Source organism: Cupriavidus sp. 09_S30 (assembly GCF_056930435.1).
Genome location: NZ_JBXOWI010000002.1, coordinates 327297 through 346218, shown reverse-complemented (window position 1 = coordinate 346218; position 18922 = coordinate 327297). Strand labels below are relative to the sequence as shown.

Annotated in this window: 17 protein-coding genes and 1 pseudogene; 7 read left to right on the top strand and 11 right to left on the bottom strand. The window is 60.3% G+C overall.

Annotated features, from left to right (window positions below):
* Positions 1-274: 274 nt before the first annotated feature.
* Genes AC1Z3O_RS21730 through AC1Z3O_RS21720 form a run of 3 tightly spaced genes read right to left on the bottom strand, consistent with a single transcriptional unit; the run spans position 275 to position 3697 of the window.
* Positions 275-1237, bottom strand: coding sequence for a Bug family tripartite tricarboxylate transporter substrate binding protein (locus AC1Z3O_RS21730; protein ID WP_483517950.1), 963 nt, complete (start codon positions 1235-1237; stop codon positions 275-277).
* Positions 1238-1282: 45 nt separating this feature from the next.
* Positions 1283-2488 (bottom strand): 3-sulfinopropanoyl-CoA desulfinase, encoded by a 1206-nt coding sequence (gene acdA / locus AC1Z3O_RS21725; RefSeq protein ID WP_483517949.1) that lies wholly within the window; start codon positions 2486-2488, stop codon positions 1283-1285.
* Positions 2489-2497: 9 nt separating this feature from the next.
* Positions 2498-3697, bottom strand: coding sequence for a CaiB/BaiF CoA transferase family protein (locus tag AC1Z3O_RS21720; protein ID WP_483517948.1), 1200 nt, complete (start codon positions 3695-3697; stop codon positions 2498-2500).
* A 558-nt stretch (positions 3698-4255) separates the two neighbouring features.
* On the opposite strand from AC1Z3O_RS21720, the gene AC1Z3O_RS21715 reads away from it, so the two are divergent.
* Positions 4256-4840, top strand: coding sequence for a cysteine dioxygenase family protein (locus AC1Z3O_RS21715; protein ID WP_483517947.1), 585 nt, complete (start codon positions 4256-4258; stop codon positions 4838-4840).
* Between the two features lie 220 nt (positions 4841-5060).
* Here AC1Z3O_RS21715 and AC1Z3O_RS21710 read toward each other — a convergent pair whose 3' ends face one another.
* Positions 5061-5534, bottom strand: coding sequence for a PaaI family thioesterase (locus tag AC1Z3O_RS21710; RefSeq protein ID WP_483517946.1), 474 nt, complete (start codon positions 5532-5534; stop codon positions 5061-5063).
* A 248-nt stretch (positions 5535-5782) separates the two neighbouring features.
* Between AC1Z3O_RS21710 and AC1Z3O_RS21705 the strand changes: the two genes are divergently transcribed.
* The 4 genes from AC1Z3O_RS21705 to AC1Z3O_RS21690 all read left to right on the top strand — a co-directional run bounded on the left by AC1Z3O_RS21705 (position 5783) and on the right by AC1Z3O_RS21690 (position 11468).
* Positions 5783-6718 carry a LysR family transcriptional regulator gene (locus AC1Z3O_RS21705; RefSeq protein WP_483517945.1) on the top strand — a complete coding sequence of 312 codons (936 nt, stop codon included), beginning with the start codon at positions 5783-5785 and terminating at the stop codon, positions 6716-6718.
* Between the two features lie 535 nt (positions 6719-7253).
* Positions 7254-8525 (top strand): allantoate amidohydrolase, encoded by a 1272-nt coding sequence (locus tag AC1Z3O_RS21700; protein WP_483517944.1) that lies wholly within the window; start codon positions 7254-7256, stop codon positions 8523-8525.
* A 25-nt stretch (positions 8526-8550) separates the two neighbouring features.
* Positions 8551-9774 (top strand): diaminopropionate ammonia-lyase, encoded by a 1224-nt coding sequence (locus AC1Z3O_RS21695; RefSeq protein WP_483517943.1) that lies wholly within the window; start codon positions 8551-8553, stop codon positions 9772-9774.
* 104 nt (positions 9775-9878) lie between these two features.
* Positions 9879-11468: an APC family permease gene (locus AC1Z3O_RS21690; protein ID WP_483517942.1), complete on the top strand. Its 1590-nt coding sequence runs from the start codon at positions 9879-9881 to the stop codon at positions 11466-11468.
* Between the two features lie 46 nt (positions 11469-11514).
* Here the strand turns inward: AC1Z3O_RS21690 and AC1Z3O_RS21685 are convergent, their stop codons facing one another.
* Positions 11515-11985 carry an Lrp/AsnC family transcriptional regulator gene (locus AC1Z3O_RS21685; RefSeq protein ID WP_483517941.1) on the bottom strand — a complete coding sequence of 157 codons (471 nt, stop codon included), beginning with the start codon at positions 11983-11985 and terminating at the stop codon, positions 11515-11517.
* Positions 11986-12164: 179 nt separating this feature from the next.
* Between AC1Z3O_RS21685 and AC1Z3O_RS21680 the strand changes: the two genes are divergently transcribed.
* A complete protein-coding gene (locus tag AC1Z3O_RS21680; RefSeq protein WP_483517940.1) occupies positions 12165-13331 on the top strand; it encodes a M20 aminoacylase family protein in 1167 nt (388 codons plus the stop codon).
* 94 nt (positions 13332-13425) lie between these two features.
* Here AC1Z3O_RS21680 and AC1Z3O_RS21675 read toward each other — a convergent pair whose 3' ends face one another.
* The 6 genes from AC1Z3O_RS21675 to AC1Z3O_RS21650 all read right to left on the bottom strand — a co-directional run bounded on the left by AC1Z3O_RS21675 (position 13426) and on the right by AC1Z3O_RS21650 (position 18103).
* On the bottom strand, positions 13426-14085 hold the full coding sequence (locus AC1Z3O_RS21675; RefSeq protein WP_483517939.1) for a carbonic anhydrase: 660 nt from the start codon (positions 14083-14085) through the stop codon (positions 13426-13428).
* A 169-nt stretch (positions 14086-14254) separates the two neighbouring features.
* A complete protein-coding gene (locus tag AC1Z3O_RS21670) occupies positions 14255-15649 on the bottom strand; it encodes a YncE family protein (protein ID WP_483517938.1) in 1395 nt (464 codons plus the stop codon).
* An 11-nt stretch (positions 15650-15660) separates the two neighbouring features.
* Positions 15661-16176, bottom strand: a complete 516-nt coding sequence (locus AC1Z3O_RS21665; RefSeq protein WP_483517937.1) for a DUF305 domain-containing protein — start codon at positions 16174-16176, stop codon at positions 15661-15663.
* 4 nt (positions 16177-16180) lie between these two features.
* Positions 16181-17020, bottom strand: a complete 840-nt coding sequence (locus AC1Z3O_RS21660; protein ID WP_483517936.1) for an anti-sigma factor family protein — start codon at positions 17018-17020, stop codon at positions 16181-16183.
* Entirely contained in the window at positions 17017-17544 is a 528-nt protein-coding gene (locus AC1Z3O_RS21655; protein ID WP_483517935.1) for an RNA polymerase sigma factor, read from the bottom strand. The genes AC1Z3O_RS21660 and AC1Z3O_RS21655 overlap by 4 nt, the downstream gene beginning before the upstream one ends.
* Before the next feature lie 133 nt (positions 17545-17677).
* Positions 17678-18103: a nuclear transport factor 2 family protein gene (locus AC1Z3O_RS21650; protein ID WP_483517934.1), complete on the bottom strand. Its 426-nt coding sequence runs from the start codon at positions 18101-18103 to the stop codon at positions 17678-17680.
* Between the two features lie 430 nt (positions 18104-18533).
* On the opposite strand from AC1Z3O_RS21650, the pseudogene AC1Z3O_RS21645 reads away from it, so the two are divergent.
* A pseudogene (locus AC1Z3O_RS21645) lies at positions 18534-18719 on the top strand (hypothetical protein); the annotation flags it as partial.
* Between the last annotated feature and the right edge of the window lie 203 nt (positions 18720-18922).

Sequence of the window (18922 nt, the reverse complement as noted above, 5' to 3'; positions counted from 1 at the left end):
TGGGTCGCACCACCAGGACGATCTCGCTGGCTGCTTATACCGACCAGGACGGCGAGGAGGTGCTGCCGGCGCGCACGCTTCCTTACGACACCCAGGCAGCGAGGGGCCACTGGTCATCTCTGCGCCGCCCACCCGGTTCACCGACGTAAGCAAAGCGCATGTGTATCAGGGTATCGAGCGAGGTAGCAAAGATGGGGATGTGCCACCGTAGGCATATACTTTCGCGGCATTGTGCCAATGGATCCGCGAAAGCCTCGCAGGTGTCCTTGCAGCGTTACTGCAGTCTGATGTTTGCCCTTTTTGCCACTGCAGCCCAGCGATCGACCTCTGATGCAGTGAGCTTGGCAAGCTCGTCCGGCGTACCACCGCCAGCATCTGCCCCCAATCCGTTCCAGCGGTCAATGAACCGCTTGTTGCTGAAGGCGGCGTTGATGGCCTTGTTCAACCGTTCAACGATGGCCGGTGGCGTGTTGGCAGGAGCATAGAGACCGTACCAACTCGTGGCGTCATAGTTGGGCACACCGGATTCCGCAATCGTGGGAACCGTCGGCAGATAGCTCGCGCGGCGGGACGCCGTCACGGCGATTGCCCGCACACTGCCAGCCCGTATGTGTTGCAATGCCGAGGGCATGGTTTCAAACATCACTTGCGTGGTTCCCGCGATCAGATCCACTATCGCCGGGCCGGATCCCCGGTACGGTACGTGCATCATGTTCGTGCCGGTAGTGCTTTTGAACAGCTCGGTCATCAGATGCTGCATCGTGCCCGCCCCTGGCGTGGCATAGCTGTACTTCTCGGGAGAAGCCTTCAAAAGGGCAATCAGCTCCTGCACGTTCCTCGCCGGCAGCGACTTCGTAACAATGACAGCATGGTTGACCCGCCCAAGCAGGCCGATCGGCGTCATCTTCCGGATGTCGTAGCCGAGCTTCGGGTAGACCGACTGCGCGATTGCATGATGGACAGCGCCGAAGAGCACTGTGTAACCATCGGGCTGTGCCTTTGCGACGATGTCGGCGCCGATCGTTCCGCCAGCCCCTCCTCGGTTGTCCACTATGATCGTCTGCCCCAATTCACGCCCCATCTCCTCCGCGATGGCCCGGGACAGAATATCCACCGTTCCTCCTGGCGCGAACGGCGCAACCAGCCGCACCACTTGAGAAGGGTAGCTGCCCTGGGCCCTCGCTAAGGGTGCCAGCGCCGTCGCGGCCAGGGTAAGCACAGCTTGCCGACGATTCATCGTTTGTCTCCTCTCTCTATCGTTTTTGCGATGACTCTTTTCTTCTCAGGCTGGGCTGCCCTGCGCCGCCTTCAGATAGCCATCACGCGTCTGCGGCAGTTTCATGCCGAGCAGCTTGGAGGCAAGCTGCGTGCGCAGAATTTGTGCCGTACCACCCGCGATAGTGAACATGCGGGCGTCCCGTACGTGACGTTCCATCGCGTTGTGGCGGCCATAGCCGGAGGAGCCGTAGAATTGGAGGGCGTCGTTGGTGACTTTGTTGGCGGTTTCGGCAGCGAAGATCTTGGCCCTGGCTGCTTTATCAATATCCGGAAACTCTGCGCCGCTGGCGGCCGCAGAACGCAACAGCAGTCGCGCAGCCTCGAGTTGGGTAGACATGTCTGCCAACATCCACTGCAGCCCCTGGAACTCGGCGATCGGGCGACCGAACTGATGCCTCGATTTGAGGTAGGCCGTGCCCTCCTCGAACGCGCCTTGCGCAATGCCCAGGGCCACCGTGCCCGCACCGACGCGCTGTGCGTTGTAGGCGGTCATCAGTGAAGCGAAGCCACGCTTCAGGCCGCCAGGCGGCACCACCAGCATCGACTTGTGGATCTTGAGATCATGGAACTCAAGATGCGTCTCTGGAATTCCACGAACCCCCATGGCATATAGCCTGCGGCCCACCACAAGTTCGGCCGGCGCATCGTTGTCTCGCACACAGATGAATGCACCGATACCCTGCTCCACACCATCGTCGAACACGCGTGCAAAGATCAGATGCAGCTTCGATACGCCGCCGCCGGTGATCCAGTATTTCTCGCCGTTGAGGATGTAGTGATCGCCCTTCTTGTCAGCACGCGTTGTCATCTCACTGGCGGCACTGCCTGCGTTTGGCTCCGAAATGCAGATGGCCGGCTTGTCGCCAGCAAGAACCAGGCTTGCCGCCAACTTCAGTTGCTCCTCGGTGCCGTACTTCGCAATCGCCCCGATAGCGCCCATGTTTGCCTCGACGGCAATTCGCCCCATGGTGGCGCAGGCCTTCGCCATCTCCTCGATGACGATCACTGTATCCAGGTACGAAAGGCCTCGACCTCCCACGCTCTTGGGCAACGTCATGCCCATAAAGCCCGCCTCGCGCAGTTGCGCGACATTGCCCCAGGGGTACTGCTCCGTAAGGTCCGTTTCGGCGGCAGTGGGAGCGAACGCGGATTGCGCCAGTTCCCTGGCTTGGCTCTGCAGCTTCGACTGTTCAGCGGTAAGTTCGTACATAGAATGCTCCTAGTTTTTTTCACTGTTTCCCAGCCAGTCCGCCAGCACTTCGCCCGCGTGCTCATTGAGCCGCGGAGGCGACCGCCTGTAGCTCGGTGGGGTCGCTGACATCCTGAGAGGATTGGCCAGAAGACGAATCTCGCCGCCCTGCGCCCATTCGCAAGGCATGCGCAACTCGGCTCCGCGCGCTTCGACATGCGGGTCCGCAAACACATCTTCCAAATTGTTCACCGGCCCACATGGAACCCCGACCGCATCGAGTTCCTGTAGCCATGACGCACGGGTTCGTTTCGTGAGGACGTTTTCAACCAACTCGCACAGCGCCGCACGGTTTCGGATTCGCATCGGGTTGCTTGCATAGCGTTCGTCGGATGCCAGATGCGCCATGCCAGCCACCTGGCAAAAGCGCTTGAATTGCGCGTCATTGCCGACGGCGAGAATCATCGGCGCGTCTGCAGTCGAGAACACCTGGTACGGAACGATATTCGGATGGCCGTTACCCAACCGATCGGGGACTTGCCTGTCGGTCAGGTAATTGGTCCCGGCGTTGACGAGCCAAGATATCTGCGTGTCGAGGAGGGAGATGTCGATGTGCTGCCCCTCACCTGTTCGCTTCCGATGCTGCAGCGCTGCCAGGATCCCGACCGTGGCATACATGCCCGTCATGACATCGGCAATACCGACACCTACCTTCATGGGCTCGCCGTCAGGCATCCCCGTGAGACTCATGATGCCGCCCATGCCCTGGATCAAGAAGTCGTAGCCGGGCCGGCTCGCGTAGGGGCCGGTCTGCCCGAATCCTGTGACGGAGCAATAGATCAGGCGAGGATATCGGGCCCTGACCTGCTCATACGCCAAGCCGTACTTGGCCAGTCCACCAACCTTGTAGTTTTCGATTAGGACGTCGGCCTGCGCGATCAGACGATGTACAAGTTCCTGCCCAGATTCCGTACTGATGTCGAGGGCAATGGACCGCTTATTCCGGTTAGCAGAGAGGTAGTAAGCACTCTCATCCGTCTCTTCCCCGGACACTCCACATACGTACGGCGGCCCCCACTTTCGCGTGTCGTCCCCTTCATCCGGTTTCTCAACCTTGACTACATCCGCCCCCAGGTCGCCAAGGAGTTGTGCGGCGCTGGGGCCGGCCAGGATGCGGGAAAGGTCTAAAACTTTGATGCCAGCCAGCGCCATCGTCTGTTCGGATTTCATGCCACACCACCATGGGAACTTACCGAATCAGCCTGTGATGTGAAAATCGTTACTGACGCCGAACTCGACCAAAACTGACACGAACCGATCACCGTCTTCTCCTTTGCTTTAATAGGAAGCAATCATAGGGTTCATGTTTCTCACGTTCAATTGAGATTGATTTCAATGAGATGAGCCACCAGCACATCCGAAATGTGACTCGCGGCTTGCGCGCGGATGACTCGCCAGCACAAAAAGTAAAGAGGACTCCCACTCCTCCAGGACAGTCCGTACGCCGTAGTGAGTGGGCCGTACCAGTCTCCGCAGTAAGGCGTCGAGAATCCCTTGCGCTCCTCGCCCTGCGCATCTGGCTCAAGCCTGCAAGCGACGAACTCCCACAGAGGTGAGCGTTTTCTCTGGGACGCTTCAGAGGCACTTCAAGCTGCGCCAACCGCCGACACAGATCGATCAACAAGCTGTGAAGGGCAATTGAAAACAATTTCAATTGAAGATGATCACCCCTGAAATTATCATCGCTCAAAAAGAGGCAATACTTTCGCACCTCCCAAGGAGACAAATATGCTCACCAATCTTCCAGACCGCTTTCAGAAATTCACTCGCGATTTCACCAGCTTGATTGAACTTGCAGAAGGCAACGAACAGTTTCTGATTGAACGCGGCACCCAGATACTCGGGGATCTTGTCAGCAAGGACGACTGGCTTCCGGAGGCGTACGCAAAACCACACCCCCAGTATTATCAGCAGTATCTGCTCTATCGTGACCCACAGAGTAGATTCTCGGTTGTCAGTTTTGTATGGGGACCTGGCCAACGGACGCCAATCCATAACCATACCGTTTGGGCATTAATCGGAATGCTGCGGGGCGCGGAAAGGAGTGAGCGATTTGAGGCCGATGCAGATGGAAAACCAATGCATTGCCTTGGTATTGAAGAGCTCCTACCAGGGCACGTCGATACTGTTTCGCCTAGCACATGCGACATTCATCGAGTTTACAACGTGTTCGAGGACCAGGTCTCCGTGAGCATTCACGTCTACGGGGGTGACATTGGACGAATTTCCCGTCACGTGTTCGATCCAGCAACGGGCGCTCGGAAGGATTTCATTTCCGGCTATTCCAATGAGGCAGAACTCAGGGACATTTGACCAGAATGACTGACACCTCAGAAGGAAGATCACTCCGGAAACTCGGCTTCTTTCTGAGGTGCCCCAAATTAGAATCTGAAGGTACGCCAAGGGCGCTCAGGTAGGCTGCAACTTTGTCTGCCGTACGGTATTCCTGATACTGGAGTTCAGGATGAGCATGCAGATCGCGGCGCAAGCTGACATCAGTGGGGGTTCAAGTAGACCGCGCTGCAAGGTCGTATCAAACGTCGGCGCGGTCCGGCAGCCGGATTGCCAGCATCTCGCCAACGGCACACGTGTGCTCACCAGCAGTAAGCACCAGATCGATCCAGGCCTTTCTCCCCTCCAACGAACGGAGCGCCCCCTTCACGACGAGTTCAACACCTAGCGGCGTGGGGCGCTTGAACTCAACTTTCAACGATGCTGTCACGAAGCGGTGCGGGGGCAAGCTATCGGCAATTTCTCTCCCCTCCTTCTGATACATAAAGGCTGCAGCAGAGGCGGCCCCGTGGCAGTCGAGAAGCGACGCGATCATCCCGCCATAGGCATGGTCGGGAACACCGCCGCTGTACTTGAGTTCCGGGGTAAACCTGGCAATCGTCTCGCTACCAACCAGATAGCTCTTCAGATGGTGTCCGTGCGGATTGCTCGCACCGCAGCCATAGCAGTGCGCAAACTCTTCGGGGTAGGAGTCCTGTATTGCATGCGCTGACATCTGTCGGTTTCCTTCCTTATCAGAATGAGTTTCGTAGCCAGCCTTCTGGAATCCTCGACCTACTACGAATCTGCGACAGCCGAGCCGTCGTCCTCACAGCCGCGGCGTCCTGTGACCAATCGTAGAACTCATGAACTTCATGTTCAATTGAATTTCATATCAACTCAAGATCCCGCTCGACGAACTTGCGGGGACAAGACGTGAGCCATAGAATTCAACGAACTTCTGAATGATTGAAGGTGGGATCAATGGCGCGACAATCCGGTATGGCTTCACCAACACTCCGGCAGCTCGAGCTTTTGCTAGCACTGGTTTCCTCAGACGGAATTGCAGGCGCCGGCGCAAAGCTTGGCATGTCCCCCTCCGCAACCAGTCACGCACTTCGCGCATTGGAGACCGCACTCGGCACAGAGCTGGTCGATCGCAACGCGTCGGGTGTCGCGCTAACCTATACCGGTGAGCATGTTCTCCCGCATGTTCGCGATGTCTTTGCTTCTCTTCAGTTGATCCAGGCTACGGCGCTGGCCGGCGCCGAACTGAAGACCGGGCTGCTGCGCTTGGGCTCGTTCGGCGCTAGCGCCACGATAAGGGTCCTTCCTCCCATCCTCGATCGATTCAAGGCCCGGTACCCGGGCGTTGACATTGTGGTCACTGAGAAGCCAGATGAACAGACGTCGCGAGACCTGATCGAGCGTCGCTTGGAGCTTGCTGCAGTCACGCTGCCAAAGCCAGACTTCGACTCACAAACTCTTGCTGTCGACGAGCTTGTCGCCGTGCTGCCATCGCACCACCCACTGGCAAAATCGGAGATTGTCCAACTCAAGGACCTGACCGAAGATCCGTTCATCTTGACACGTGCAGGATCGCAAGCCTTGGTCACCAAGCTGTTCGCCAGAAGCGGACTACGCCCGCGGGTAACGTACGAACTGCTGCAGCTGATGTCAATACTGGAGTTGGTAGCAAGCGGAAAGGGGATTTCCGTCCTTGCAAAGCTTGCACTTCCGGATCAGTACAACGGCACCGTTTTCCGCCCAATTGCGCCCGGCACATCCCGGCGAATCGGTTTGGTATGCCTGAATGAGAGCCGCCTTTCGCCTGTCGCGCGGGCATTCTGGCAGGAAACGCGTCAATACCAGGCCAGTCTGAAGTCTGCCTCTCGGGCGCAAGGCAGCTCTACGCGATGAGCGTTCTGCAATAGTCGGACATCGACATCTGCGTCACGGTGATTCGCATGCGCTTGTCGAGCTCGCTCTCCAAACCTGAGCTTTTCGTCAAAGTGCATGAGAACGGCAGCCTGTTCAAGGCAGCGCGCTCACTCAGCCTAACGCCGTCAGAGACCAATCCTGTACTGCGGGCGAGCATCATTTGCGCGTAGCCCCGTCTTGCGAGCTCCCAACAATCGGCTGATTCTTGCAGAGCTGAAGATTCTCCCGGACTTTCCAGCAGCCGCAACGGTTGCTACGGCACGTAGTGTCTTTGATCTCAATCGTGCTCACCCATCGCGCAGATGGTGTCTCACCAAAATCGGCTTCTCGACACACCGCATTCGCCACACGCAGCAATTTGGTGAATGCGATGCTCATAACGCATGACTGTTGCGTGCCACCGGGCCAAAGCGGAAGTCTGTTGCGCAGCAACGCACTAGTATTGGAGTCATCCTCCTGCGCCCGCGCCTCGCAGATGGTGAGGAGGTGAATGTCATGTGAATGGAGACGTTGAATGCCAAACAACCCACTCAAGGAGCGCCGGATTCGCCTGGACGGTGCTGCCTTGTTGCGTCAGCTTGAAGAGCTTGGGGAAGTCGGCGCCGACCCGGACGTGGGCGGCCGCACCCGCATTGCGCTTACCGAGGTTGAGAAGGCAGGTCGCGATCTGCTCGTACGTTGGATGCGAGAGCTGGGCCTTGAGGTTGTAATAGACCGCATCGGAAACGTATTTGGTGTTCTCCGCTCAGATACCGACGACGGCATGCAAGCTCCTCTGATGATGGGCTCGCACATCGACACGGTGACGAACGCCGGTGCCTTGGATGGCTGCTACGGCGTCCTGGGCGGGTTGGCGGTAGCGCGGGCATTTCGGGAGGCAGGCATTGCGCCGACTCGTACCATCATGATTGGTGCCTTTACCAACGAGGAAGGCATCCGTTATCAGCCGGACATGATGGGTTCGCTTGTCTATGCTGGCGGGCTCTCTGTTGACGAGGCGCTCGAAACCGTTGGCACGGACGGAACGCGGCTCGGCGACGAACTTGCACGCATTGGCTACGCGGGAGACTTGGAACCCGGTGCCATCGTCCCACATGAGTACGTGGAGCTGCATATCGAGCAGGGCCCGATTCTGGAAGCCGAGAACATCCAGATCGGCGTGGTCGAGAACCTTCAGGGCATCTCGTGGCAGCAGGTAACCATTCAGGGCAATGCCAATCACGCTGGTACGACGCCAACGCACCTGAGGCATGACGCAGGTTTGGTGGCGGCATCCATCGTGACTTTCCTGCGCGAGCTCTCGCTTGCCTCCAATGGAAGCACTCTGGCTACCGTTGGCTGCTTGAGCGTTCAGCCGAATGTCATCAACGTCATCCCGCGCCGCGCGACGCTGACCGTCGACCTTCGTGACCCGGATGAACAGCGACTCAAGCAGGCTGAGCAGCGCTTAGCGGAGTTCCTGGAGAAAGTGGCTCAGGAAGAAGGTGTGAAGGTCAGCACTGAGCGATTGGCGCGCTTCGAGCCCGTGGTGTTCGATGCTGACCTGGTGGCGTCCATTGAGGCTTCTGCAAACCGGTTCGGCTTTACCAACCGACGCATGACGTCCGGAGCGGGGCATGACGCGCAAATGATTGCACGTATCGCCCCCGCCGCGATGATTTTCGTCCCGAGCAAGGGCGGCGTAAGCCACAACCCGCGCGAGCACACGGATGACGACCAACTTGTCATGGGCGCGGAAGTATTGCTCGACGTCGTGCTCAATCGCCTTGGACAAACCCAGGCCTGACCTTCCATCGACTTTGGAACTACCTATGCTGACAAAGAACTCCCGTGCCCGCAGGACCGCGTACCCCTCCGAACTCAAAGACATCATGAGCATCGAGCAGGCAGAGCGTAGCCGTGCGTGGCTGTCTCACTGGGACCAGCTCAATGCTGGCCCGACGCCGCTGCACGACCTCCCGGCGCTTGCCGAGAGCCTGAACATCGCGCAATTGAGTGTGAAGGACGAATCGGTGCGGTCACCGCTTGGCAGCTTTAAGGCACTTGGTGCGCCTATCGCGCTTGCTCGCCTGATTCTGCGCCTGTTCCCGGAGCACAATCTGGACCCGCTGGCGCTGATTGGCGGCAGGTATGCAGACCTGCTCAAGGGTTTCACGGTCATCAGTGCGACCGACGGCAACCACGGGCGCGCGCTCGCGGCGGCAGCGAGGACTTTCGGCTGCCAATGCGTGATTGTGCTGCACGCCAATGTGAGCCAGGAGCGCGAGGATGCCATCGCTGCCTATGGTGCGAAGATCGTGCGCATTGCTGGCAACTATGACGAATCCGTCGCGGAAGCTGCGCGTTTGGCTGCCACCAATCAGTGGACGGTGGTTTCGGATACCTCCTACCAGGGCTACCAGGACATCCCGCGCGATGTGATGCAAGGCTATGGTGCCATCGCGGCCGAAGTCTTAAGCCAGGCCAAGGTTGGTCCCGGCGAGCCGGCGCCGTACACGCACGTCTTCCTGCAAGGCGGGGTAGGCGGACTTGCGGCCGGCATTGCCAGCTATTTCTGTGAGTTCTTCGGAGAGCATCGTCCGCAGTTCATCGTTGTTGAGCCGGTGCAGGCTGATTGCCTGTATCAGAGTGCTCTCCAGGGACAGGCGGCCAGCGCAACGGGCTCGGTGGATTCCGTCATGGCAGGGCTCGCTTGCGGTGAAACGTCACCGCTTGCCTGGCGCTTCCTCGAGAACAGCGTTGACGTCTTCATGACGATTTCCGATGACGACGCGGTAACGGCCATGCACCTGCTGGCTGGCAAGCAGAACGGCGACATTCCCGTCGTTGCTGGCGAGTCGGGAGCGGCCGGTGTGGCCGGCCTGGCCGTCCTTCGCGCAAACGAAGTGCTGTCGGCAGAGGCTGGGCTCGATGCCAGCTCTCGTGTGCTTGTTATCAACACTGAAGGCGCGACGGCGCCGTCCGTCTACCAGCAACTAGTAGGCGAGTCGCATGAGTCTGTTCTCGCGCGCCAGGCCGCCTGGCTTGCGCGCTGATTCAGCCGACACCCTCCCTTACACCCACTAAGAAGCGCGCACCGCGACGATGAGGTCTTCCTCATCGTCGGGGCGAAGTGCGTCCCAACGATTTGGAGACAAAGATGAGTTCGACGCAGAAGCGCAGTATCGGGCCAGTTCCGCTGATGTTCACCGGGCTGGGCTCGATCATCGGCTCTGGCTGGCTGTTTGGCGCATGGCACACCGCGAAGATAGCCGGTCCCGCTGCAGTCCTGGCATGGGTCATCGGTGCGGTGGTTATTCTCGCCATTGCATTGACGTACGTAGAGCTAGGCGCCATGTTTCCGGAGTCGGGTGGCATGGTCCGCTACGCTCGCTACTCCCACGGCTCGCTTGTAGGATTCGTCAGCGCATGGGCCAACTGGATTTCGATTGTCTCTGTCATCCCGATTGAGGCCATCGCATCGGTGCAGTACATGGCATCGTGGCCATACCCCTGGGCGCAAGGGCTCATGGCCAAAGGGGAACTTTCAACGCCCGGCCTGGTTGCCAGCGCCGCTCTGGTTGTCGTCTACTTCTTGCTGAATTACTGGGGCGTCAAGCTCTTCGTGAAGACGAACTCTGCCATCACCATCTTCAAGATTGCAGTGCCGGGGTTGACAGTCGTCGGGCTGGTATGGGGTGGATTCCACACGGAGAACTTTGCGCTTGGCACCAAGGCGGCATTCGCTCCCTATGGATGGTCCGCGGTCCTGACCGCAGTGGCCACAAGTGGCATCGTTTTCAGCTTCAATGGGTTCCAGAGCCCAGTCAGCCTGGCTGGCGAAGCCCGCAATCCGGCAAGAAGCATTCCGTTTGCGGTGGTGGGGTCCATCCTCGTTGCGCTGGTCATCTACGTTTTGCTGCAGCTTGCATTCATCGGCGCGGTCAGTCCGGCGAGCATCCGTGAAGGCTGGGCTCATCTGGACTTTACGTCCCCATTTGCTGAACTGGCCCTGGCATTGAATCTGAACTGGCTTGCGATGATGCTTTACGTCGATGCGTTCATCAGTCCTTCGGGGACTGGCGCCATCTACACGGCAACCACGGCGCGCATGATTCACGCCATGGAACGCAATGACACCATGCCCAGGCTCTTTGGCAACACCCATCCAATCTACGGCGTCCCGCGGGAAGCCATGTGGTTCAACCTGGCCGTGTCGTTCGTCTTCCTGTTCTTCTTCCGTGGCTGGGGCGCTCTGGCTGCCGTCATTTCGGTAGCAGTCGTTATCTCATTCCTTTCCGGGCCAGTCAGCCTGATGGCATTGCGAGAACATGCGAGCGACATTCATAGGCCGCTGCATATCCGCGGCATGTCGCTGATTGCGCCCTTCGCCTTTGTTTGTGCCACGCTGGTGCTCTACTGGGCCAGATGGCCCCTGACCGGACAGGTCATCGTGCTGATGGTCGCAGCGTTGCCACTGTACCTGTATTACCAGGCCAAGGCAGGATGGCGCGGCTTTGGCGAAGAACTTCGCTCGGCCTGGTGGCTCATCCTGTACCTGCCCGCAATCGCGCTGCTATCGTGGCTTGGTGGGCCGGAGTTCGGCGGGCAAGGCGTCATTCCCCCCGGCTGGGACATGGTGTCGGTTGCCGTCATCGGCCTCATCTTCTACCGCTGGGGTGTGCGAAGTGGCCGCCGTACCGCGTACCTGGCGGAGAGCAGCGCAAGCGGACTACGGGAGTTTGCCTGAGCGAAATCGAGGCAGTCCTGGCAAGGAGTGACCGCCTCCGCTGCCATCAGAGCTCGATGGCTACGCCCAGACTTACCTTCGAGCGCTGCATGGCAACATGGGTCTGGAAGCTTTTGACGTTCCCCGCAATGAAGAAGAGCTCCCTCGTCAGACGCTCATACTCTGTCATGTCGGCAACCGTCAAAACCAGCAGGAAGTCGTAGTCACCCGTCACGTAGTACACCTGCTGGACCTGGGGACAGTCGACGAAACGCTTCTTCACCTCGTCAAGGAGGTCCAGTCGCTCGCTCTCCAGCTTTACCTCGACCAACACGGTAATGGGCTTGCCAACTCTTGCCGGGTCGACCACAGCCGTGTTGGCCATGATGACTCCATCGGCCTCGAGCGCTGCGATGCGACGATTCACGGCTGAGGGTGACAGATTGACTGCATCGGCAAGTTCGCGTTGCGACAGCCTGTTGTTGTGCTGAAGCAGTTGCAGAAGCTTTCGGTCGTATGCATCCAGTTGCAATGCCATGTTCTTCACTCTCACAAATCAAGGCCGGCGCAAGTTTCACTCTAATGATACGCACAATTGGCGAGAAACCCTGGCCTTCAACGCAACGACGTTGCATTTTTCGGCGTCATAAGGGCGGATTCTTGCACTAGCACACTCGTATGATGTGAGCGGTGCTGCTGATTGCCTCAATGAATCTCATGAACACTGACATCGAACTTCTCGAATTGCTCAAGTCGTGGCGGCACGAACTCCACCGTCGCCCGGAGACCGGCTTCGAAGAGCTGCGGACCTCGGAGTTCGCCGCAAAGCTACTTGGCGGCATGGGGATGGAGGTCCATCGTGACATCGGCGGTACCGGCCTGGTGGCAAACCTGCAGATCGGGGATGGGCCGGGCGTCATCGGCTTGCGCGCGGACATGGATGCTCTAGCGATTCATGAGAATGCGCCGGAGCGCGAGCACGCATCCGAAGCCGCCGGAAAGATGCATGCGTGCGGTCACGATGGCCATATGGCGATGATTCTCGGTGCAGCCAAGCTGCTTTCCGAGCGCCGAAACTTCAATGGGACGGTGCGATTCATCTTCCAGCCTGCGGAGGAACACGGACGCGGCGCAAAGGCGATGATGCAGGATGGATTGTTCGAACGCTTTCCCGTCGACGCTATCTATGGGGCACACAACATGCCAGGGCTGCCGGCAGGCAACATTGCGACTCGGGCGGGCGGCATCATGGCCAGCGAAGACAACTTCGTGATCCATGTGAAAGGCCAGGGAACACATGCGGCGAGACCCCACATGGGCGTGGACCCCATTGTGATTGCCGCCGAGATTGTCCTGGCACTTCAGACCATCGTGTCGCGGAATCTCGACCCCAGCCTTCCCGCAGTGATTTCCTGCACCGAGTTCATTACCGACGGCATTCGCAACGCCATCCCTACGAACGTCATCATCAAGGGCGATACGCGCAGCTACACCCCTGCGGTTCAGTCATTGCTCGAAACCCGGATGCGCGAAATCAGCGAGGGTATCTGCCGCATGCACGGTGCGACCTGCACCTTCGAGTACACCCATGAATTCGCGCCGACAGTGAACTGGGAGCGATGCGTGCCCATTGCATTGCAAGCAGCGGAGAACATTGTTGGTCCGGACCGTGTCAACGGTACCATCGACCCGATGATGATTTCCGAGGACTTCGGCGCCTTCCTTCAAGTCGTGCCTGGCGCTTTTGTCTTCATCGGCAATGGCGAATCCGGAACGCCAGGAGGCGTACCCCTGCACAACAATCGCTATGACTTCAATGACAATGTCTTGACGGTCGGCGCAAGGTACTTTGCTGAACTTGCCCGCATCGCATTGCCGGTGTGACATCGGCTGGTCGGAACCAAGGGCCTTGGGTTTTCCGGACCGGCCGAAGCCCGCCCTATCTTCGATCAGATTGAGTATGTAGCTGCGCTACATATCACACCTGTCCGCCGTTGCACGAAGCCACGGCAACGGTGGTCGGTGACTCGGCGAGTGGCACAAAGCGTCGTGTCGCGCCATCGAGCGCATCGATGCTACCCGTCTCAATATCGTAGACCCAGCCGTGCAGATTCATGCGCCCCTGTTCGAGCGCAAGTGCCACCGACGGATGCGTGCGTAGGTTGGCTAGTTGCGCGATCACGTTCTCACGCACGAGGCCATCGAGCTTGGCGCGAGGCGTATCGAATTGATGCGCCGCATTGATCGCTTTCGCAGCATCCGAATGGCGCAACCAGTTCGCGACCGCCGGCAGATGATCAAGACACGTGCAGCGCGAAATCGCGCCCATTGCGCCACAGTCCGAATGCCCGCAGATCACAATGTCCCGCACGCCCAGGACCGCGACCGCATACTCGACAGTGGCCGATACGCCACCCGGTTCTGGACCGTAAGATGGCACGATGTTCCCCGCATTGCGGATCACGAACAGTTCGCCCGGCTCGCGCTGGGTGAGGAGTTCAGGCACGACGCGGCTGTCCGAGCAGGTGACGAACAGCGCTTTCGGATTTTGTGTTGTTGCGAGCTGCTTGAAAAGCTCGACACGTTGCGGATAGACCTCGCGCTGAAAGCGCAGAAAGCCGTCGATGATGTCACGCATGGGGTCCTCCAGATTCGAATACCGGATGCTGGCACGACCATTCGATACGCCATCATGCCGGTGCGGCCACGATTATCGCCGACATCAAGCGCTGGAGGCGCGGGGATCAGCAATGCCTCGGCTGATGCACCAGCCGCTCGCCGTGGGAGGCCAGCACGTGTCATCACGCCTATTGCGCACTCACCAGCACCGCGCTGGCCAGGACTGGAGGGGCGTTGCCTTCCACCACCAGCAGCGTCGCAGCGGCAGGCGCTCTGGCCGACAAGGCCGACACCGCCTCACGCAGTGGCCCAATCGCGGTACCGTTGGCAGCGCCTGCAGCGTTGGTCTTGAAGCTGGCCACCGGGGTAGGCTGACCCGCCACGTACACGTTGTAGACCGTTTCCGGCTTGAGCTTGAACAGGAACACTTCCAGGGCGTCGACCAGTCCCAGATTGCGTGCCACCACGAAGCCGCGTCCCTCCTTGCCTACCGCCTTGAGTGGAATGTTGATGGGCTCGTTATTGGCGCGAGGCACGAGATTGGCGGTGCCTTCGCCAGCGGGCACGGCGTGGGAGACGTAGACCAGTGCCTGAGGCGCTTGTCCCACCGGTGCGTGAGCGATGACCTTGTTGCTGGCAGTGTCGATCACATCGACCCCGTCACCATTCTCCAACCCCACGTACATCCGGGTGCCGTCGTCGGACGGCCAGATACCATGCGGCAATGCGCCAACCGGAATGGTGGCCACCAATTTTGGCGCAGCATCCGTCGTGTAGACCTTGACCACGTTCTCGCCGCCAACAGTCACGTAGGCCAGCGTGCCCCGCGCGGTCCTGGCAAAACCGAGGTGATTGGTGATGAAGCCGGTGTCGAGCACCCCCTTGACCTCAAGGCTCTGAGTGTCGATGCGGGTGACCTTGCCCACGTCCTTGTGGGTCATCCACATTTCCTTGTGGTCCGGGGTGAACTGCAGGAACGGCGAGAACGGGCTGGCCACGGGAATGCGCTTGACGACCTGATACCTGGCGACGTCGATCACATCGACCTCGGGCGTAAAGCTGGAGACGACAAAGGCAAGCTTGCCATTAGGATGGAACAGCACCATGCCCGGTCCGGGCGCGGTCTCGATGCGGCGCGTTTCCTTGTAGGTGCTCGGGTCGATCACTGAGATGTAGTCCTCCCCGCGCACCACTACCCAGACTTCCTTGCCATCGGCGGTAAAGAAGCCCTCGTGCGGAGAGCGGCCGATATAGGCAATGCCCTTGACCTTGTTCGTGGCGGTGTCGATGAAGGCCACCGAATTCGAGCCGTTGGAGATGGCGATCAGGGTCTTGTGATCGGGCGAGAAGCCCAGCCCGTGCACGTTGATCTCACCCTTGTAGAGCGGCGAGAGAATATCTGGCCGCGCATTGCCCAGGCGGATCTGGCCAAGCAGCGTATTGGTGGCCGGGTTGATGACCGATACCGTGTTGGTGTTCTGGTCGGCCGTGTAGACACGGTCACCGGCCGCGGGCGCGGCGAGCGCGAGCGGTGAGGCGCTGGCAAGTGCAAAGGCCAGAGCCGGCAGCAGCGTCTTCTTCATCTGGGCTTCCTTCAATGCGTGTTGGGAATCAGTGGTGTCCGGCCCGCCGGTACCTGGCCCGCAGACGCCGGGGCCGGCCCCTGGTGCCGGGCGAGCCATGCCTGCATCAGGCGAATTTCGTTCTGTTGTTCGGTGATGATGCCCTGCGCCAGGTTACGAAGCTCAGGGTCCCTGGTATCGAGCAGGAGCGCCTTTGCCATATCGATCGCGCCCTGATGGTGGGGGATCATCATCGTGACGAAGTCGTGGTCCGGCTCTCCGTTCATCGGGGCCGAGCGCATTCCCGCGTCCATGACGGCCATGGCGTCGTCCATCAGTTGCGCGAAGGGCTTCGCGGTACTGGCGACGAAGGGCGCTGGCTGCTGTACCACGGCTGTGTGCACATGGCCGTGCGGCGCGGATTGGCCCTCGTCGGCAACAGCAGCCGCGCAGACCAGCGCACCGATGATGGTCATCACGCAACCGGCGAGCGAACCCTCGCGGCTTCTGCGGGCGAGTGGACTAAAGGCAGTGCAGAACGCTTTCATCGTTTCATCTCGGTTCCAGTTGCGCATAGACGGCGGTGGCGACGCGCGCGAGTTCGCGCTTGTCGATCCCTGCGGACAAGGCGTAGCCGAACTTGCCGTCGATCCAGTAGAAAACGTTGACCGGGCCTTCCTGAGCGAAGCGGAAGGCCGTGTCCTTGTTGGCGGTGTTTTCGTTGGTCACGTAGAGGGTCAGGCGTTGCCCGGTCACGTCGTGGTACATGAACTGCGCCACGGGCCCGCTCGCGCCCGGCAGCAGCCGCCCACCGATCAGCTCATAGCCTACCGAACCGAGCTTCGGCGGATTGATCTGGGCGCCCAGTCGCTTGGACAGCCACGCGACCAGTTGATCTTCCTGGTCCGCACCAAGTTCGACTGGCCTGCGCACGTCGGGGCTGTAGACCACGTGCGCGATCGCGGCCCGGTGCGGCAAGCTCGCCATGTCGGCGGCCAGCCCCTGCATTGCACCTGGCGCCTGAGCCACGAGAGGCGCTTGCTGCATCGCGCCGCGCCCGACCCAGCCGGCCGTGGCGCCGATGAAGGCGATGGCGACGCCAGCCGCGATGCGCTGGAGCGACCGCGGAGGCAGCCATCCGTTGCGTTGCCTTGCGCTTGCCGCAGGGGGCGGCGTGCGCGCCGCTTCGATGAGCCGGCTCGGGATCGCTTCGTCCGATACGGGGCCAAACAGTGTCCTGATGGCCTGCTTCTGTTCGCGATAGACCCTGATACGCTCGGCCTCTTGGGGATGGGCCAACAGATAGCGCTCGATCTCGGCGCAGCGCGACTCGGGCAGAAATCCGTCGATGTAGGCGTGCAATTCCGATTCGCTGATGGGCAACGGGTTCATTTCACCACCTTCAGGAGCGTCGCCTGGTCGCGACCATCCATGACCGCGCGCAGGCGAGCGCGTGCGCGTGACAGGCGCGACATGACGGTGCCAACCGGAATGTCGAGCGTGCTTGCCAGCTCGTCGTAGCTCATGTCCTCGAGCGCCACCAGCACCAGAAGCTCGCGCTGTTCGACGGGCAGCCGCTGGAGCGCGGCAGCGAGGTCGCGCAGCTCCAACGGGCCGGTCTGCGCTGCATCAGTGGATACGGCAAGTGCTTCGTCCTCCATCGTCGTCGTCACCAGCGCCGGTTTGCGCCTCTGGTCTATATGGAGGTTGTGCATGATGCCAAACAGCCAGGCGCGCATGTCGCTGCCCGGGCGCCAGCCGGCCAGCTTGGCCCAGGCACGCTCGAGCGTGTCCTGAACCAGGTCGTCGGCTGCGGAGGGCTCGCCCAGCAGCGCCCGGGCATAGCGTCGCAGCCGTGGAATTGCGGCAGCCATCTGCGCCGCCGCCTCCGTGATTGGCACGTCCTTCGAGTCCATCAGAGCGCACCCTTGATCCTGCCAGGTACTCTGGACTGCATGTCGCCAGCGCCTCGGCGAAGCGATGCCCGGTTACTCGCCCGGGTGGCATACGAACGCATCATCGGATTTCCCTCTGCGGGCGCGCCTGCAATCAGTATCCGCTCACAGCCAGTTTGGGATCAATCTGCCAGGTTTCGCTCACGATCCTGTCATTGCGGTAAGTCAGCACGTAGCGCACCTTGATCGGCTGCTTGCCTTCGAACACCACATTGGCCGTCACGCTCGCACCCATGGGGTTGGCCGCTTCCTCGACCTTGTCGACCGAGACCTTCAGTGGTCCCTGTGCCTTGGTGAACTTCTCCCACACGCCGCGGATGGCGTCTGCACCGGTATAGGTGCCATCCAGCGGCCCACCAACCCAGTTGAACTGAGCATTGTCGGCATAGCTGCGCATCAACGCCGCGACATCGCCCGAGGCGATGGCCTGAAAGTGCAGATTGGCGTCGGCGGCCGGTTGGGCGGCGAAGGCAGTGAAGGATGCCAGGGCGAGGGTCGAAACGAGCAGCAGCTTCTTCATATTGCGTTCTCCAAGGTTGAGTTGATCAGGCCTGTACGTTGGTATACGAGCCCAGATCCGACTTATTCCCTCACCGCAGAGAATTTTCCATTGAAGTTCCCACCCTCCCACCGGAGACAGTAGGTGGCACGCGCGCGCTCCTGGCAGAATTGGTGAGCTCTGCCGGCCCGTAGGTGTACCCAGAACAGTGGCCCCAGCGCAAGCCCCACCATCCAGTGAAGCCAGTCGGTGTACGACCGCAGCAGTTCGCCGTTGAAGTAATAGAGGCCATAGCCGCGCACGGCGGAGGCCGGCCTCAAGCGACGGCCCTTTTTAGAATACAAAATAAGCCGGGTTAACTTGCCATCCATTTTGCAAATCCGGCGACGTCCGGCAGGCCCCACGCCCCGGCGCGTCCGATGAGGCCCGCACGGGCCGCAGCGGCCCGCTGTACAAGCGGCCCGCCGGGCCCGCCCGGATGGGCTATGCGGATATGGTGCGCGTTGCCGGGTCCCTGGAGCACATCCCTGCGGAACGCAAGATAGAGACCGCCGAATGGTTGCTTGCCCGGCTGGGCAAGCCGGCGGAAAACAGCCAGGGCTGGTGGGCGGTGGGCCGTATCGGGGCACGCCGGCCTTAGCCGAGATGGAAGCGATGAACTCCCCGTCGTCCCCGCGCAGGCGGGGACTCCATGGCTTTAACCGCACCAACCGACCCAGGACGCCGGCTCGCGAGCTGACGCTTGCACTGCGGGCCGTCCGCAGGCGTGCCAATCCTCTGCGGGCATTGGCACCCCCGCTTCGTCGCGCGCAAAAGCAAAACCCCCCAGTCCTTTCGGAT

Coding starts and splice junctions, on each gene's coding strand:
- AC1Z3O_RS21730 (WP_483517950.1), bottom strand. CDS start 1,237: ATGAATCGTCGGCAAGCTGTGCTTACCCTGGCCGCGACGGCGCTGGCA.
- AC1Z3O_RS21710 (WP_483517946.1), bottom strand. CDS start 5,534: ATGTCAGCGCATGCAATACAGGACTCCTACCCCGAAGAGTTTGCGCAC.
- acdA (WP_483517949.1), bottom strand. CDS start 2,488: ATGTACGAACTTACCGCTGAACAGTCGAAGCTGCAGAGCCAAGCCAGG.
- AC1Z3O_RS21685 (WP_483517941.1), bottom strand. CDS start 11,985: ATGGCATTGCAACTGGATGCATACGACCGAAAGCTTCTGCAACTGCTT.
- AC1Z3O_RS21705 (WP_483517945.1), top strand. CDS start 5,783: ATGGCGCGACAATCCGGTATGGCTTCACCAACACTCCGGCAGCTCGAG.
- AC1Z3O_RS21650 (WP_483517934.1), bottom strand. CDS start 18,103: ATGAAGAAGCTGCTGCTCGTTTCGACCCTCGCCCTGGCATCCTTCACT.
- AC1Z3O_RS21715 (WP_483517947.1), top strand. CDS start 4,256: ATGCTCACCAATCTTCCAGACCGCTTTCAGAAATTCACTCGCGATTTC.
- AC1Z3O_RS21680 (WP_483517940.1), top strand. CDS start 12,165: ATGAACACTGACATCGAACTTCTCGAATTGCTCAAGTCGTGGCGGCAC.
- AC1Z3O_RS21670 (WP_483517938.1), bottom strand. CDS start 15,649: ATGAAGAAGACGCTGCTGCCGGCTCTGGCCTTTGCACTTGCCAGCGCC.
- AC1Z3O_RS21675 (WP_483517939.1), bottom strand. CDS start 14,085: ATGCGTGACATCATCGACGGCTTTCTGCGCTTTCAGCGCGAGGTCTAT.
- AC1Z3O_RS21695 (WP_483517943.1), top strand. CDS start 8,551: ATGCTGACAAAGAACTCCCGTGCCCGCAGGACCGCGTACCCCTCCGAA.
- AC1Z3O_RS21720 (WP_483517948.1), bottom strand. CDS start 3,697: ATGAAATCCGAACAGACGATGGCGCTGGCTGGCATCAAAGTTTTAGAC.
- AC1Z3O_RS21665 (WP_483517937.1), bottom strand. CDS start 16,176: ATGAAAGCGTTCTGCACTGCCTTTAGTCCACTCGCCCGCAGAAGCCGC.
- AC1Z3O_RS21690 (WP_483517942.1), top strand. CDS start 9,879: ATGAGTTCGACGCAGAAGCGCAGTATCGGGCCAGTTCCGCTGATGTTC.
- AC1Z3O_RS21660 (WP_483517936.1), bottom strand. CDS start 17,020: ATGAACCCGTTGCCCATCAGCGAATCGGAATTGCACGCCTACATCGAC.
- AC1Z3O_RS21655 (WP_483517935.1), bottom strand. CDS start 17,544: ATGGACTCGAAGGACGTGCCAATCACGGAGGCGGCGGCGCAGATGGCT.
- AC1Z3O_RS21700 (WP_483517944.1), top strand. CDS start 7,254: ATGCCAAACAACCCACTCAAGGAGCGCCGGATTCGCCTGGACGGTGCT.